General features: G+C 68.0%; 14 protein-coding genes. 10 read left to right on the top strand and 4 right to left on the bottom strand.

Annotated features, from left to right (window positions below):
- Window positions 1-308: 308 nt before the first annotated feature.
- Window positions 309-1,460, bottom strand: a complete 1,152-nt coding sequence (gene argE, locus IEX88_RS11160) for an acetylornithine deacetylase (protein ID WP_188850673.1) — start codon at window positions 1,458-1,460, stop codon at window positions 309-311.
- Window positions 1,461-1,828: 368 nt separating this feature from the next.
- Between argE and IEX88_RS11155 the strand changes: the two genes are divergently transcribed.
- From IEX88_RS11155 to IEX88_RS11115, 9 genes are all read left to right on the top strand, one after another.
- Window positions 1,829-2,005, top strand: coding sequence for a DUF2934 domain-containing protein (locus IEX88_RS11155; protein ID WP_188850672.1), 177 nt, complete (start codon window positions 1,829-1,831; stop codon window positions 2,003-2,005).
- Between the two features lie 297 nt (window positions 2,006-2,302).
- Window positions 2,303-3,508: a DUF3095 domain-containing protein gene (locus IEX88_RS11150; RefSeq protein WP_244640052.1), complete on the top strand. Its 1,206-nt coding sequence runs from the start codon at window positions 2,303-2,305 to the stop codon at window positions 3,506-3,508.
- Window positions 3,509-3,730: 222 nt separating this feature from the next.
- Entirely contained in the window at window positions 3,731-4,690 is a 960-nt protein-coding gene (locus IEX88_RS11145; RefSeq protein ID WP_188850671.1) for a TAXI family TRAP transporter solute-binding subunit, read from the top strand.
- Window positions 4,691-4,816: 126 nt separating this feature from the next.
- A complete protein-coding gene (locus IEX88_RS11140; protein ID WP_373289570.1) occupies window positions 4,817-6,955 on the top strand; it encodes a TRAP transporter permease in 2,139 nt (712 codons plus the stop codon).
- Window positions 6,956-7,332: 377 nt separating this feature from the next.
- The gene (locus tag IEX88_RS11135; RefSeq protein ID WP_188850670.1) at window positions 7,333-8,313 is read left to right on the top strand and encodes a tripartite tricarboxylate transporter substrate binding protein; all 981 of its coding nucleotides are present in this window, start codon (window positions 7,333-7,335) and stop codon (window positions 8,311-8,313) included.
- A 92-nt stretch (window positions 8,314-8,405) separates the two neighbouring features.
- Window positions 8,406-8,879, top strand: a complete 474-nt coding sequence (locus IEX88_RS11130) for a tripartite tricarboxylate transporter TctB family protein (RefSeq protein WP_188850669.1) — start codon at window positions 8,406-8,408, stop codon at window positions 8,877-8,879.
- Between the two features lie 6 nt (window positions 8,880-8,885).
- Entirely contained in the window at window positions 8,886-10,382 is a 1,497-nt protein-coding gene (locus IEX88_RS11125; RefSeq protein ID WP_188850668.1) for a tripartite tricarboxylate transporter permease, read from the top strand.
- Window positions 10,383-10,452: 70 nt separating this feature from the next.
- On the top strand, window positions 10,453-11,394 hold the full coding sequence (locus IEX88_RS11120; protein WP_188850667.1) for a 2-hydroxyacid dehydrogenase: 942 nt from the start codon (window positions 10,453-10,455) through the stop codon (window positions 11,392-11,394).
- Between the two features lie 129 nt (window positions 11,395-11,523).
- Window positions 11,524-12,297: an NAD kinase gene (locus tag IEX88_RS11115; RefSeq protein ID WP_188850666.1), complete on the top strand. Its 774-nt coding sequence runs from the start codon at window positions 11,524-11,526 to the stop codon at window positions 12,295-12,297.
- On the opposite strand, the gene IEX88_RS11110 is transcribed toward IEX88_RS11115, so the two are convergent.
- The 3 genes from IEX88_RS11110 to IEX88_RS11100 all read right to left on the bottom strand — a co-directional run bounded on the left by IEX88_RS11110 (window position 12,298) and on the right by IEX88_RS11100 (window position 14,748).
- Window positions 12,298-13,440 carry a DUF2336 domain-containing protein gene (locus IEX88_RS11110; RefSeq protein ID WP_188850665.1) on the bottom strand — a complete coding sequence of 381 codons (1,143 nt, stop codon included), beginning with the start codon at window positions 13,438-13,440 and terminating at the stop codon, window positions 12,298-12,300.
- A gap of 103 nt (window positions 13,441-13,543) precedes the next feature.
- Entirely contained in the window at window positions 13,544-14,164 is a 621-nt protein-coding gene (locus IEX88_RS11105; protein ID WP_188850664.1) for a flavin reductase family protein, read from the bottom strand.
- Complete coding sequence (locus IEX88_RS11100; protein ID WP_244640049.1) at window positions 14,164-14,748, bottom strand: nitroreductase family protein; 585 nt, start codon at window positions 14,746-14,748, stop codon at window positions 14,164-14,166. Before IEX88_RS11100 ends, IEX88_RS11105 begins: the two co-directional genes overlap by 1 nt.
- A 154-nt stretch (window positions 14,749-14,902) precedes the next feature.
- Between IEX88_RS11100 and IEX88_RS11095 the strand changes: the two genes are divergently transcribed.
- A complete protein-coding gene (locus IEX88_RS11095; RefSeq protein ID WP_244640048.1) occupies window positions 14,903-16,066 on the top strand; it encodes an RgsD C-terminal domain-containing protein in 1,164 nt (387 codons plus the stop codon).
- Window positions 16,067-16,116 lie beyond the last annotated feature (50 nt).

Below are 16,116 nucleotides of genomic sequence, written 5' to 3'. Positions count from 1 at the left end.
GCATGCCCCTGCGGCGACGATGCTTGCCCGGCTAAAATCATGGAAAGACAGGCTTTTCAGCTGATGGCGCGAGCCACGCCCCCGGTGGTCAGGGGCTTCACCTCTCCGCGCCCGGCTAACGTTTCGCCTCGGCGCCATATGTCACACGGCGGTCCCGCACGGGAGACGGAACCAATGGTAGGATCGTTTCAAGCGTTGCGGAAAGGGGCATCCGGCCTTCGCCAGACCCGGCGCGGCGAGCCGTGATGCGGTGACGGATGCAGCCCGGGTCGCCCATCGACAGCCTGACGGCGATGATGGAGATTTGTTCAGAGGCCGACGGCAAGCCGGTCGACCAGCCTGTCCATCATCGCATCGCAGTGACCGAGCTGCGCCTCGCTGACGAACTCGTCCGGCCTGTGTCCCTGCGCCATCGAGCCCGGGCCGCAGACGACCGTCGGGATGCCGGCGGCGGCCGAGAACAGGCCGCCTTCGGTGCCGAAGGCGACCTTGATCGTGGCATTGCCGCCGGTCAGCGATTTCACGAAGGCGACGACGTCGGAGTCGCGCGCCGTGTCGAGGCCGGGATAGCCGCCGGTGGTCAGGATCTCGATGCGGGCGTCCCGGTCGCCGGTCTCCCGCACGATGCGCTCGGCCTCGCTCTGCAGCCGCGCGATCAGCGTCTTCGGATCGTCGGACGCCAGATGCCGGATCTCGAAATCCACCTCGGCATAGTTCGGCACGATGTTCGGGCTGGTGCCGCCGCTGATGCGCGCGACGTGTAGCGTCGTATAGGGAATGTCGTAATCGGGATCCTGCGTGCCGGTGGCAACGACCTCGGCCTGCAGCCGCCGCACGGCGCCGACGAGGTCGGTGGCCAGATGCAGCGCGTTCAGCGCGTGCGGCGCCAGCGCCGAGTGGCCTTCCCGCCCGTGGCAGCAGGCGCGGTAGAAACCCTTGCCCTTGTGGCCGGTGGCAACCGTCATCTCGGTCGGCTCGCCGACGATGCACATCCGCGGCTTGACCGGCGCCGCCGCCAGGATCTCGACGAGGTCGGCGACGCCGATGCAGCCGATCTCCTCGTCATAGGACAGCGCCAGATGCAGCGGCGTCGCCAGATCGCGCGTCGCGGCCTTCAGCGCGGCGGCGACGGCGCAGGCGACGAACCCCTTCATGTCGGCGGTTCCTCGCCCGTACAGCCGCCCGTCGCGGCGGGTCAGGCGGAAGGGATCGACCGTCCAGTCCTGTCCCTCCACCGGCACCACGTCTGTATGGCCGGACAGCATGACGCCGGAGACGCCTTTAGGCCCGAGGCTGGCATAGAGATTGGCGCGGCTGCCGCTGGAATGGGGGATGATCTGGATCTCGGCGCCCGTCGGCGCCAGCAGCTCGGCGACATAGTCGAGCAGCGGCATGTTGGGCTGCCGCGAGAGGGTCGGAAAGGCAATGAGCCGGTCGAGAATGTCGATCGAAGTCTGCACGGTCGCTCCACTTTTTTCCAATCGCCGGAAGAGCGCGGCCGTGGACGTGCCGGGAAAACCCCGCGTCCATCCGGCAAGCGCCGCCGCGCCACCCTTCCCCAAACGGCCTACCCTGCCTCGCGCCGTCCTGCAAAGACTATGCACCGTCTCGCCGCGCGCGACGTCGTCGGTGCCCGGCCGCCGGCGATGGTGGGGGAGCGAAGCGCCAACCCCGGATCCTGCCCTGCACCGCCGCACGAAATGACGAGCGGCGGGGCCCGTCACCGGGAAGAAGGATTGCCTGATGGCCCTACAGAGCTAATTGCTCCTTCCAGCGCACGAAGTAACATAGCATTTCAGTCTGACCCGCGCGTATGAGGAGGCCCCCGATGCCAACAGTCGACAATGACGCTGCCGTGCGGGACCGCGCCTATCATCTCTGGGAACTGGCCGGTCGCCCTGTCGGCCGCGAACACGAGTTCTGGGCCCAGGCAGCGCGCGAGATCGAGGGCGAGACGAAGTCGTCGGAAAAGTTTCCGGGCGACGGCCGCAATCTCGGGCGCTGAACCCCGCCAGCGGCGCCACGCCTGCGGATTTGACGTGGGCCGCGGCGGTCGCCGTTTCCGGCGCACTCGGGCGACCGGCATGGGGGCCCGTTCGCGTCCCAGGCTCGTGCTCCCCGTATTCCGCTCGGCTTTCGGCTCACCCAAGCTGACATCCTGCATCGCCGATTGGGCCGGACGGCGCGGGAGCGACGAAAAACCCGCCGAAATCGTGCTACGGGAAGCCAAGCATGGCCGCGGGAACGTCAGCCCGCCGCCGGCGCTTTCCCTGGGGGCGCCGCTGCGGGACAGGAACAGTAAATGACGATGTCGACGGACGGTGGCCCCGCAATCGCCGACGACCCGGGCTTCTATGCCCGGCTTCAGAGCTTCGACAGTTTCGTCCGTCTTGCCGATCCCGCGACCTACGTCCCTGTGCCGGCGGGCTGGGTCATCGGGCTCGCCGACATCGTCCAGTCGACCGAAGCCATCGCGGCCGGACGCTACAAGGAAGTCAACACGGCCGCCGCGGCGGTGATCGCGGCCCTTTCGAATGCCCTGCCGGGAAAGCTGGTGCCCTTCGTCTTCGGCGGTGACGGCGCGAGCTTCGCGCTGGCCCCCGAGGACGCGGCGGTGGGCAGGGAGTCGCTGGCCCGAACCGCCCCATGGATCCTCCAGAATTTCGGCCTGACCATGCGCACCGCGATGATGTCGGTGGAGGAGATCCGTCGGGCCGGCTTCGACATCCGCCTGGCCCGGTTCGCCATCACGCCGGATGTCTCCTACGCCATGTTCTCCGGGGGCGGCCTCGCCTGGGGCGAGGCGCGGATGAAGGCGGGCGACTTCGCCGTTCCCCCTGCCGCGGACGGAACCGGTCCCGATCTGACCGGCCTCTCCTGCCGCTTCTCCGAGATCGCGGCCACGCACGGCGTCATCCTGTCGCTGATCGTGGTGCCGACCGGAAAGGATCCGGACGGCTACGCCGCCGTGGTCGCCGACCTCCTCGCCATTGCCGACGAGGAGCTCGGCGGCAGCCGTCCGGTCCCCGAGGGGGGGCCACCGCCCGTCCTGACGCTCGCGAACCTCGTCTCGGAAGCCAAGACCGCCGGCGCCCGCACGGGTCTGGCCCTGCCGCTGTCGGCCCTGCGCGTCGGGCTGCGGATGCTCTTCGCCCACGTCATCTTCCTCACCGGGCGGCGGGTCGGATCGTTCGATCCGGCGCGCTATCTTGCCCAGCTCGTGCGCAATTCCGATTTCCGCAAGTTCGACGACGGCCTTCGCATGACGCTGGACTGCACGGCGGAAGCTGCCGACCGGATCGAGGCCCGCCTGCAAAGGGCGAGAGCGGCCGGAGCTGTCGTCTACGGCCTGCACCGGCAGGAGGCAGCCCTGATGACCTGCTTCGTGCCCTCGCCGACGCGCAGCGACCACGTGCATTTCGTCGACGGCGCTGCCGGCGGCTATGCGATGGCGGCACGGGCGATGAAGGCCGCGATGGAGGGCGCGGCCCGGACAGCGAATCGCTGACTGGCCATCCTGCCGCCAAATCGCTAGGCGGAATAGCGAGACTCACTTCCTACTTGGAAAAACAATGCCCGCCGCATAGGCTTCGCGCACACTGCAAGGGTCGGCTCGGGAGGGCCGGCATGCCTCATGCCTGTCGTGATGCGGTCCGCGCCGGATGACGCGGCGGGTTCAACCGCCGGCTTCCCGCCGAAGCCGGCCACCGATTCTCTGGGAGAAGACCTGATGTTCATCAAGAAGTTTGCGGCCGCAAACATCGCTGCAGCGCTCGTCGCCGCCGCCGCCATGGCGCCGGTACAGGCCTCGGCGCAGCAGTTCATCAACGTCCTGACCGGCGGCACCTCAGGCGTCTACTATCCGCTGGGCGTGGCGCTCGCCAAGGTCTACAGCGACAACATTCCCGGCGTGAAGACGCAGGTCCAGGCGACCAAGGCCTCGGTCGAGAACATCAAGCTCATCCAGCAGGGCCGTGGCGAAATCGGCTTCGCGCTCGGCGATTCTGTGAAGGCCGCCGTCGAAGGCGACAACGATGCCGGCTTCCCGGCCCCGGTCGAGACGCTGCGCGCCATCGCCGCGATCTACCCGAACTACATCCAGATCGTCGCCGCCAAGGAATCGGGGATCACCGATCTCGCCGGGCTGAAGGGTAAGGCCCTGTCGGTCGGCGCGCCGGCCTCCGGCACCGAGCTCAACGCCCGCGCCATCCTCGGCGCCGCCGACATCACCTACGACGACCTCGGCAAGACCGAATACCTGCCCTTCGCCGAGTCGGTCGAGCTGATCAAGAACCGCCAGCTCGACGCCACCCTGCAGTCTGCCGGCCTCGGCGTCGCCTCGATCCGGGATCTCGCCGCCTCCGTGCCGATCAATTTCGTCGCCGTTCCGGCCGATATCCCGGAAAAGCTCGGCGCCCCGTTCCAGGCCGCGGAAATTCCGGCCGGCACCTATGACGGCCAGATGGAAGCTGTGCCGACCATCGCCATCACCAATATGCTGGTGACCTCGAGCGAAGTCGACGAGGAACTCGTCTACCAGATGACCAAGCAGCTGTTCGACAACCTGCCAGCCCTGGTGGCGGCCCATAACGCGGCCAAGGCCATCGATCCGAAGACCGCCGCCAAGAACCTCCCCGTGCCGCTGCATCCCGGCGCCGAGCGCTACTACAAGGAAGCCGGCCTGCTGTAGGCCGCGACCAAGCTTGAAAACGGACCGACCGCCGGCTTTCCCCAGGGGCGAGGCCGGCGGTCTGCCAAGGGGCGACACCGCCCGTGATGCGTGCCGGCCCCCGGCGTGCGGCCAGGAGCCGAACCGATGACTGTCTCTTCCGAGCCTCGCCCGGGCGCCATGCGCGACACCGAGACCGAACTGCACGATCCCCTGTCCTCCGGTTTTCCCGCGACAGTGGAAGGCCGGCTGCTGTTCTGGATCGCCTTCGTCTTTTCCGTCTTCCAGATCGCCACCGCCGCCCATCTCTGGGACCTTCCGAGCCAGATCGTGCGCGCTGTCCACGTCGGCTTCCTCTGCCTGCTCGGCCTGCCGCTGGTCGCCGTCATCAAGAACGAGAGCCGGCCGGTGCGCACGCTGTTCTGGCTGCTCGGCCTCATCGGGGCGGCGGTCGCCGCCTATCAGTGGTGGGAGTACAAGGCGCTGATCTTCCGCGCCGGCAGCCCGCTGCCGCAGGATACGGTCGTCGGCATCGTCGCCCTCGCCGTCATCTTCATCGCCACTTGGCGGATCATGGGCGCGGCGCTGCCGATCATCGCGGGCCTCTTCCTCGCCTACTGTCTATTCGGCGAATACCTGCCCGCCCCCTTCGTCACCCGCGGCTACGGGCTCGACCAGGTGATCGACCATATGGCCTTCGGCACCGAGGGCATCTACGGCACGCCGATCTATGTCTCGTCGAGCTACATCTTCCTGTTCATCCTGTTCGGCTCCTTCCTCGAACGCGCCGGCATGATCCAGCTCTTCACCGACATCTCGCTCGGCCTCGTCGGCAGCGCCAAGGGCGGCGCGGCGAAAGTCGCGGTGATCTCATCGGCACTGATGGGCACGATCTCGGGCTCCGGCGTCGCCAATGTCGTGACCACCGGCCAGTTTACCATCCCCCTGATGAAGCGTTTCGGCTATCGCGCCGCCTTTGCCGGCGGTGTGGAGGCGACGGCCTCGATGGGCGGGCAGATCATGCCGCCGGTGATGGGCGCCGTCGCCTTCATCATGGCCGAGACGCTGGACGTGCCCTATGCCGCCGTCGTCCAGGCCGCCCTGATCCCGGCGCTCCTGTATTTTGGCTCGGTCTTCTGGATGGTGCATCTGGAAGCCGGCAAGCGGAACCTCGTCGGCCTGTCCAAGGCCGAACTGCCCTCGCCGCTCGCGGCCCTGAAGCGCGGCTGGTACCTGCTGCTGCCGCTCGGCGTCCTCGTCTGGCTGCTGTTCACCGGCTACACGCCGCTCTATGCCGGCACGATCGCGCTGGCGCTGACGGGTCTCCTGATCCTCGGCTCGCCGCTGTCGGCGCATATCCCGGTGAAGGCTCTGCGCTACGTCTTCTGGATCGCGCTCGGCCTCGCCGCCGCGGCCTTCTTCCAATACGGCATCCTGCCGGTGGTCGCCGCGCTCGTCGTCCTGGTGGCCGTCTGCGCCATCTTCCGCGGCGGTCGCGCGACCCTGGCGCTGACCCGCGATGCCCTGTCGGAAGGCGCTAAGACGGCGCTGACCGTCGGCATCGCCTGCGCCATCGTCGGCATCATCGTCGGCACGATGACGCTGACCGGCGTCGCCACCACTTTCGGCCAGTTCATCGTCTCGGTCGGCGACACCTCGCTGTTCCTGTCGCTGGTCCTGACCATGGTGACCTGCCTCATCCTCGGCATGGGCATCCCGACCATCCCGAACTACATCATCACCGCCTCCATCGCCGGCCCGGCGCTGCTCGCGCTCGGCGTGCCGCTGATCGTCGGACACATGTTCGTCTTCTACTTCGGCATCCTCGCCGACCTGACGCCGCCCGTCGCCCTCGCCTGTTTCGCGGCGGCACCGATCGCCAAGACGTCCGGCCTGAAAATCTCCTTCCAGGCGATCAAGGTCGCCACGGCCGGCTTCGTCGTGCCGTTCATGGCGGTCTACACCCCGGCGCTGATGCTGCAGGACGGCGGTCCGCTGGCCGCCGAGATCGGCTACTGGCCGGCCGTGGCCTATATCGTCGTCAAGGCGTGCCTCGCCATCGGCCTGTGGGGCGCCGCCGCCATCGGCTATCTCCTGGCGCCTCTGCGTTGGTGGGAGCGGGCCGTCGCGGCCGCGGGCGCCTTCATGCTGGTGGCGGCCCTGCCGGTGACGGACGAGCTGGGCTTTGCGATCTGCGCCGCCTTCATCGCCTGGCATCTGTTCGCCGTGCGACGGTCGGCCGCCGCCACGCCGGCGGCCCCGTCCCCCCTCGCCGCCCGCGACTGAGCGCGGCCGCCGAGCCGCAGCGGCCGAGTCGGCAATCGCGCTGGCACGGCATCCCAGGACAGTGAGCCCGCCTGTCTGCCGTTGCCTCGCCCCCTCGCCTCCCTCGTCGTCTTTCGCCCTTTCGCGCGGCGAATGGGTCAGCGGGCGGGTGGAGATCGACGCTCGAATGAGCTCCGGCGCGCGCCGCCTAGAAGCGTCCACTGTATGCCAAGCTGAAGAAACCGTCGTCGATGCGTTGACAGCTGGCAGCGCTGCCACAATAGTCGGGCCCAACGGACGCGGCCATCGCGGACGAACACGGCGCACGAACCAGCAAGAGTTCGGCCGGGACCCCTGGCCATAGCGGCCGGCTCTATTGAAGCGATCTGGGAGGATCCATGCGTACATTCACCGTTATGGCGGTCACCGCCACCCTCCTGAGCACCACCCTGCTCGGCAGCGCCCATGCGCAAACGACTTTTCCCGATCGGCCGATCACCATGATCGTCCCCTGGGGCGCCGGCGGCGGTACCGATGCGGTGGGCCGCGTCTTCGCCTCGCTTCTGCAGCAGGAACTCGGCCAGCCAGTCAACGTCGTCAACCGCACCGGCGGTTCGGGCGTCGTCGGCCACAGCGCCATCGCCACGTCGGAACCCGACGGCTACACCATCGGCATCATGACGATCGAGATCGACATGATGCACTGGCAGGGCCTGACCGAGCTGACCTACAAGGATTTCGACGTCCTCGCCGTGGTCAATTCCGATCCGGGCGGCGTCATGGTCTCGGCCGATTCGAAGTACCAGACCGCCAAGGACCTGCTGGCGGCGATCAAGAGCGAGCCGAAGGGCACCTTCAAGGGCTCGGGCACCGGCCAGGGCGGCATCTGGCATCTCGGCCTCGCCGGCTGGATGCTGGCCGAGGGCCTGCCGGCTGACCAGGTCACCTGGGTGCCGAGCCAGGGCGCCGCGCCCGGCATCACCGACATGGTCGCCGGCGGCGTCGACATCGTGCCCTCCTCGCTGGCCGAAGGCCGCGCAATGATCGACGCCAAGCGCGTCCTGCCGCTGGCCTCGATGTCGGCCGAGCGCCAGGAACTCTTCCCGGATGCGCCGACCCTGAAGGAAGCCGTCGGCACCGACTTCAACTGGGCCGTCTGGCGCAGCATCGTCGGCCCGAAGGGGCTCCCCGACGACGTCGAGCAGAAGCTCGGCGATGCGATCGAGAAGGCCTACAACAGCCCGGAATACCAGAAGTTCATGAAGGAGCGCGGCTTCGGCATGCGCTGGGCCCGCGGCGAGGAAGCGACGAAGATCGTCGCCGACGATGATGTCAGCCTCGGCGAAGTCATGACCAAGGCCGGTCTGGCGAAGAAGTAAGGGAACGCGCGTCCGCCGTCAGGCGGTTCGCCCCAGCATCCGCGCCGGCTCTGTCCGGCGCGGATGCCTCTCCCCTTCAAAGAGTGTCCGCCATGAAACTCAACGACCTGGCCCTCGGGATTCTCGTCTTCCTGGCGGGCATCGCGATCTACCTGTCAGCGCTGCAGTTCTCGCCGATCCCGGGTCAAGCCTACGGCGCCGAGACGATGCCGAAGACGATCGCCTTCCTCAGCCTCGGCCTCGGCCTGTTCATGATCGGGCGGAGCCTCGCCGTCGGCATGACCAGGCCCGGTATCGCGCTGGACAACTGGACGCGCTCGCCCGCCTCGCTCGGCGGCCTGGCGACGGCGATCCTCCTGATCCTCGTCTACATCCTGTTCTCGAACGCCGTCGGCTTCGTTCCCATGGCCTTTGGCGTCATGCTGGCCCTGATGCTGACGCTGCGGGTGAAGCCGGTCACGGCGATCCTCGTCTCGCTCCTCGCCGCGGTCGTCATCCAGCAGGCCTTCGGCCGCCTGCTGCTCGTCCCGCTCCCCCGCAACGCCTTTCTCGGCTTTCTCTGGTAGGCGTTCATGTCCATTCTCGCCGACGCTTTCGGGCTGGTCTTCCAGCCCTACGTTCTCCTCGTCATTTTCGGCTCGGCCTGTTTCGGCATGTTCGTCGGGGCGATTCCGGGCCTGACCGCCACCATGGCGACGGCGCTCCTGGTACCGATCACCTTCTTCATGGAGCCGGTGCCGGCCATCGCCGCGATCGTCACGGCGACCGCCATGGCGATCTTCGCCGGCGACATTCCTGGCGCGCTCCTGCGCATGCCGGGCACCCCCGCCAGCGCCGCCTATGTCGAGGACGCCTACCGCATGACGCGCAGCGGCCGGTCGGAGGAGGCGCTCGGCGCCTCGCTGGTCTTCTCCGCCATCGGCGGCATCTTCGGCACCATCATCCTCGTCACCGCCTCTCCAGCGCTGGCCGAAGTCGCGCTGAAATTCTCGTCCTTCGAGTATTTTTGGCTGGTCGTCCTCGGGCTTTCCTGCGCCATCTTCATTTCCCCGGGCTCCGTGCCCCGCGGTCTCATCGCGCTGGTCATCGGCCTGTTCGCCGCCACCGTCGGCATCGACAATCCGGCCGGCGAGCCGCGCTACACCTTCGGCAACATCAATCTCCTGAGTGGCGTGGAATTCATTTCAGCGATGATCGGCCTGTTCGCGATCTCGGAAGTGTTTCGCGCCATGGTCCGGCGCGAGGACCGTCCGCCCATCGCCAAGGACGTCAAGGGCGGCATCTTCCGCAGCCAGTGGATCAACATCCGCCGCTATCCCGTCCAGATCATTCGCGGCAGCGCCATCGGCACCGCCATCGGCGCCCTCCCCGGCGCCGGCGCCGACATCGCCGCCTGGATCTCCTATGCGATCTCCAAGCGCTTCTCCAAGGAGAAGGAAAAGTTCGGCACCGGCCATGTCGAGGGACTGGTCGAGTCCGGCGCGGCCAACAACGGCGCCGTCAGCGGCGCCTGGATTCCCGCCCTCGTCTTCGGCATTCCCGGCGACTCGATCACCGCCATCGTCATCGGCGTTCTCTACATCAAGGGCATCAATCCCGGGCCGATGGTCTTCATCAACTCGCCGGAGTTGATCTACGCCATCTTCATCGTCTTCTTCCTCGCCAACATCATCATGCTGCCGCTCGGCTGGGTGGCGATCAAGGCGGCCGGAACGATCCTGTCGATCCCCACCCGCGTCCTGATGCCGATCATCCTGATGTTCTGCATCGTCGGCTCGTTCTCGATCAACAACTCGATCTTCGGCGTCATCCTGTTGCTGGTCTTCGGTGTCATCGGCTTCCTGATGGAGGAGAACGACATTCCGATCGCCCCGGCGATCCTCGGCCTCGTTCTTGGTCCCATGCTGGAGCAGAACTTCATCACCTCGATGATCAAGGCGGACGGCAGCTTCCTCGCCTTCTTCGAACGGCCGATCGCCGCGGGCCTCGGCATCTTCACCATCCTGATCTGGTGCACGCCCTTGCTGCTCGCCTTCCTGCGCCGCCGCAGCGGCCGGATCTCCGCCTGACGCGCGCCGTCGCGGCCCCGCGGCCCCGGCGGCCGCGCACCGGCCACCCAGAACACTTGAGGACAATGCCATGGATCGCCGCGAACTCCTGATGGTCGGGCCGCTGGCGGCCGCGGCCGCCGCCGAGATCGAAAAGGACGTCATCGTCCACCGCTACTGGGAGGCAGCGGACAAGCCGGCGCTTCTCGCCAGCATCGCCGATCGCGTGACGCTGGTGGCGACCAGCGGACACCACGGCTGCTCGGCCGACATCATGGAGGCACTGCCGAAGCTCGAGCTGATTGCCTCCTTCGGCGTCGGCTACGATGCCGTCGACGTCGCCGCCGCCCGGCGCCACGGCATCCGCGTCACCAATACGCCCGATGTCCTCAACGACTGCGTAGCGGAGATGACGCTGGCGCTGATGCTCGCCGCCTGCCACCGCATCCCGCAGGCCGACCGCTATGTCCGCGACGGGCTCTGGCCCAGCGCCAACTTCCCGCTGACGCCGGAGCTCACCGGCCGCACGGTCGGCATTCTCGGGCTCGGCCGGATCGGCAAGGAGATCGCCCGGCGGCTGCAGGTATTCAAGATGCAGGTCGTCTATCACGGCCGCCACCGCCAGGAGCACGAACCCTTCCCCTACTACGCCGACCTCGCTGAGATGGCGCGGGACGTCGACTGGCTGGTCGTCATCGCGCCCGGCTCGGCCTCGACGAGCGGCATCGTCAGCCGCGCGGTGATGCAAGCGCTCGGGCCGGAGGGAACGCTGGTCAACATGGCGCGCGGCTCGCTCGTCGACGAGCCGGCGATGATCGAGCTGCTCACTTCGGGTGCGCTGGGCGGCGCCGCCCTCGACGTCTTCGCGAACGAGCCCGAGGTGCCGGCGGCCCTGCGGGCGCTTCCCAACGTCGTTCTGTCGCCGCACCAGGGCAGCGCCACGCACAAGACCCGCGCCGCCATGGGCGCGACGGTGGTCGCCAATCTTCGCGCCCACATGCGCGGCGATCCGCTCGTCAGCCCCGTCGCCTGAGCGCCGGGGCCGCGGATTCCGCGACAGGCCCGACGGCGCGACACTGATGCCGAACGGTGCTGTTCGTTTCCGGTCCCAGCCACTAAGTTGCGCGCGATGGCGGCCTCGGCTGCGTGAAGGAACGACCCCATGCCGCGTGCCGCCGACTCCATCTGCTTTCTCGCCGGCGATACGCCCATGGCGCGCAGTGCCGCCGCCCGGCTGGTGGCGCTCTACGGTAATCACCCGCCCGACCGGGCCGACGTGGTCGTCGCGCTCGGCGGCGACGGCTTCATGCTGCAGACGCTGCACCGTTTCATGGGCACCGGCATCCCGATCTACGGCATGAACCAGGGCACGATCGGCTTCCTGATGAACGAGTTCCGCGAGACGGACCTGCACGCGCGGCTGGCCGCGGCCGTGGAGAACGAGATCCGCCCGCTCGAGATGATCGCCACCGACAGCGATGGCGAGGAGCACAGGGCGCTGGCCATCAACGAGGTCTCGATCTTCCGCCAATCCTACCAGGCGGCGCGCCTGAGAATCCTGATCGACGGCAAGGTCCGGATGGAGGAGCTGATCTGCGACGGCGTGATGGTGGCGACGCCGACCGGCTCGACCGCCTACAATCTCTCGGCCCAGGGCCCGATCATTCCGATGGACGCGCCGCTGCTCGCTTTGACGCCGGTCAGCGCCTTCCGCCCCCGGCGCTGGCGCGGCGCGCTCATCCCCAATCAGCGGACCGTTGTGATCGAGACGCTGGAGCCGGAAAAGCGCCCGGTGAACGCCGTGGCGGACCACACCGAGGTCAAGTCGGTCCTCAAGGTGTCGATCCACGAATCGCGGACGGCGCGCAGCCTCGTCCTCTTCGACCAGGATCATTCGTGGGACGAAAGAATCCTCGCCGAGCAGTTCCGCTACTGATCAGGCGGCGGCCCGGTTTTCCGCCGGCTGGCGCGCCGGGCCGCGCATCTGCTCCCGCTCCAGGCGGCCCAGCAGGGCGATGACGGCGGCAAAACCAGCCTCGTCACGGCGGTCGCCAAAAATCTGGACGAGCCGGGCCATGACCTCGGCGGCGATGGCGTCGAGGTCGAACGCCGCCCGCTGCGTGACCGCCTGCTTCCAGATCTGCACGGCGGTGCGCAGGAAGATTCCGGCCGCTGCAGAAAGTCCGGACCGCGCCATCAGCGCGTCGAAGGCGGCCTCTCGCCCGTCTACGACGATGGCGCGCACCCGGCGCCCTGGCAGGCCTGACAGCGCCGACAGAGAAGCAGCGAACAGGTCGATATTTCCGTTGCAGACGATGCGGATGAGGAAGGCTGTGGTGAGCTGGCCGCTCTGACGCAGATGGTCGACGAGGCCGGCCATCTCGCCGGGCTCCACGGCATCGGCGAGAAGCGCCGTCGAGCGCTCGCAGGCCGCCAGCACGACGCCCTGGGTCCGCTTCTCGCCCAGGCAGTTGCGGACGAGCGGCGTGGCGCCGAGGGCCTGGCCAAGGTGCAGGAGGAGCGTCTGCCGCACGTCGGACGGCAGGTCGCTGCGCTGAAGATGCAGGGCGCGCACCGCGCCGTCCATGCCGTGCCGCTCGGCGAGGCGGCGGTGGCTGTCCGGACCGATGCGGGCGCCCTCGTTCGCCAAGAGGACCGAGCAGGCGTCGCCGCCGGCCGTCTCGGCGAGGGCGGCGGACACGGGTCCCGACAGAAGCGGCCGGCCGGCCACCGCCGCCTGCGGACCGGCACCGCCTTCGACGACGATGTCGATGAGGTCGGCATCGGTGAGAACGGGCGAGAGGGAGGCGACCAGGACGGCGATCTCCTCGATATCGTCGGCCAGCGACCGGACGAGGTGGCGTGGCGCCCTGTCGGAGCTGGACAGCGCCTCCGCCATCGCCATCCGCACCAGGGGCGAGGGATCGTCGAGCGCAAAGGTCAGGATCGCCAGGGCCTTGTCGCGCTGGTCCTTCGGCAGGTCGCCCTCGATCAGCGACAGCGCCAGATACGAGATCACCTCGGCACGCCGGCGGCTGCTGGCGGTCTCGCACCACTGGGCGAACTGCTGCGTGATCATGCGCACGATTTCCTTGGACGGCTCCCACTCTTGCGAGGAGGATGCCGGTCAAAGGTTTAGACTTCGTTCACCCTGTTTATTATGGCCGCGTTTACCCTGTTCCTCAGGCGTCCGTGCCGTCCGGCCGGCGCGGCCGCGCCATCTGGAAGACGGTGTCGGTGGCGGCGTAATCGAGATAGCCGAGGCGCGAGAGCGGCTGCGCCAGCGACATGTCGATCATGCCGTCGACGAGGATCCGCTCGTCGATGTGGATGCCGACGACCTGGCCGATGATCATGACGTTTTCCGAGGGCGTTCCGTCCAGGCCCTTCGGCCAGAACCATTCCGTCACCTTGCATTCCAGCGCGGCGGGGCTCTCCCCGACCCGCGGCGCGGCGACGATCTCGCAGGGCGTTTCGGTGAGGCCCGCGATGGCGAACTCGCTCGTGCCGCGCGGTGCCGGCGCGGAACTGCGATTGACCGCCGAAGCCAGCGCGCGCGTCGCGAGGTTCACGACGAACTCGCCGCTTTCGATGGCGAAGCTGGCGCTGTCCTTCATCCCCGCGGACGAGAACATGACGAGTTTCGGCCGGTCGGAGACCGCGTTGAAGAAGCTGTAGGGCGACAGGTTCACGTCGCCGTTCGCGGCGCGCGTCGAGATCCAGCCGATGGGCCGCGGCGAGACGATGGCCTTGAACGGGTCGTGCGGCAGGCCGTGGCGGTTCTCGTCGGTGCGATAGAACATCACGGTCTCCCGGTCGGCGCGACAGCCTCGGTGACGATGTCGGATAGAAGCGGCCGCGGCCGATCCTGCGGCGGCTCTCCCGGCGTGCCGATGTGGATGAAGCCGACGGTCTTCTCGTCGGCGCCGATGCCGAGGATGGCCTTGGCTTCCTCGTCATAGGCGACCCATTCGGTCACCCAGTTGGCGGCAAAGCCGAGCGCGTGGGCGGCATGGATCAGGTTCATCGCCGCCGCGCCGGCCGAGAGGACCTGCTCCCATTCGGAAATCTTCACATGCGGCCTGGCGGTCGAGACGACGCCGACGACCAGCGGCGAGCGTGAGAACCGTTTCGCCTCGACATCGCGCCGAAGCTCCGAGAGCGGCCCCTCGCGCGACTCGGCCAGAGCCGCCAGCGCCTCGCCGATCCGGACGGCGACATCGCCGCGATAGAGCACGAAGCGCCAGGGCGCGAGCTTGCCGTGATCGGGCACGCGCGCCGCGATGGTGAAAATGGCGGCGAGCTGGTCGGCGTCGGGGCCAGGGGCCTGCAGCGCCGGGATGGCGACGGAGCGGCGGGTCTGCAGGGAATGGAGGGTGTCGGACAAGAGCTTGAATCCTTCTGTGCCTGCCCCTGAGCTAGCTGCCGCCAGCGGGAATGCAAACCCCCGCCGTACGATTTCGGTGCGAACACCGGGCAATGCGGCCATCTCCGCCCGGTCGGCTTGAATTCAGCCACGATCTGGCGTTCAAACGGTGCCGATGACGCGACCATTCCCCCTCATCCCCTTCCGCCGGCGTTTCGCGTTCCGGCTGGTTCTGCTTCTGGGCGTCGGCAACGGCGTTCTGCATCCCGCCCATGCGCAGGAGGCGCAGGGCGGCGGACTTCTGGGCGGATTCAGAAACTTTCTCGGGTCTGACGGCGAGCCCAGCGGCGCCTATGCCTCGCCGGATGCCATTCCGCGCGCCACCGGCCCCGGAATCATCGGACTGGACGGACCGCGCACGCTGGACCGGCTCAATCCCATCGCCCTGCCCGAAATCGGCGGCAGTCCCAAGCTGGTCCTGCCGACCATACCGGGCTTTGCCCCCCTGCCGGACCGCCCGACGCTGGACAGCATCCGGTCGCGCAAGGCCCTGGTGCTCGAGGCGAAGCTCGCCGGGGATGGCGAGCCTGTGCCGACGGGGCTCGTCTGGCGCCTGTTTGCGCCCCTGGTCGCGCTCGACGGGAAACTGCCGCTGATCGCCTCGGCCGCCGGGGGAACGGCCACCTTCGACATTCCCCCGGGCAACTATCTTCTGCATGTCGGCTTCGGCCGTGCCGGCGTCACCAAGCGCATCGACTTTACCGGCGAGCAGACGCGGGAGATCGTCGTCCTCAATGCCGGCGGCCTGAAGCTGCATGCCATCGCCGTCGGCGACGTGCCGATCCCTGCCGAAGCACTCAGCTTCGACATCTACAGCGATGCCCCGAACGAGCGTGACCGCGTTCTCGTCGCCGAGGGAATTCCCCCGGGGCGCACGGTGCAGCTGAACGCCGGCACCTACCACGTCGAGTCGACTTTCGGCTCCGTCAATGCCGTCGTGCGCGCCGACGTCAAGGTCGAGCCGGGCAAGGTCACCGACGTGACGCTGCAGCATCACGCCGCGCAGTTGACCATGAAGCTGGTGCGCGAAAAGGGCGGCGAGGCGATCGCCGACACCGCCTGGTCGATCACCAACGGCTCGGGCGACGTCATCCGCGAAAGCGTCGGCGCCTTCCCCTCGATGGTGCTGGAAGAGGGTGAGTACCTGATCGTCGCCAAGAACAAGGATCGCATGTACCAGCGCGATTTCATGGTCCAGGCGGGCGTGAACACCGATGTCGAGGTCCTGACCTCGGACATCGTCGCCGCGCCCGATGCAAGCCAGGGCTCAGGCGACTAATGCGTCGCGGCGCGACGTTTCAGGGCGCGCATTTCCGTCGGGAGGCCAAT

This window comes from Aureimonas glaciei (genome assembly GCF_014643375.1).
Classification (GTDB): Bacteria; Pseudomonadota; Alphaproteobacteria; order Rhizobiales; family Rhizobiaceae; genus Plantimonas; species Plantimonas glaciei.
The sequence above is the reverse complement of the archived record's forward strand: the minus strand, read 5'-3'. Positions and strand labels throughout refer to the sequence as shown.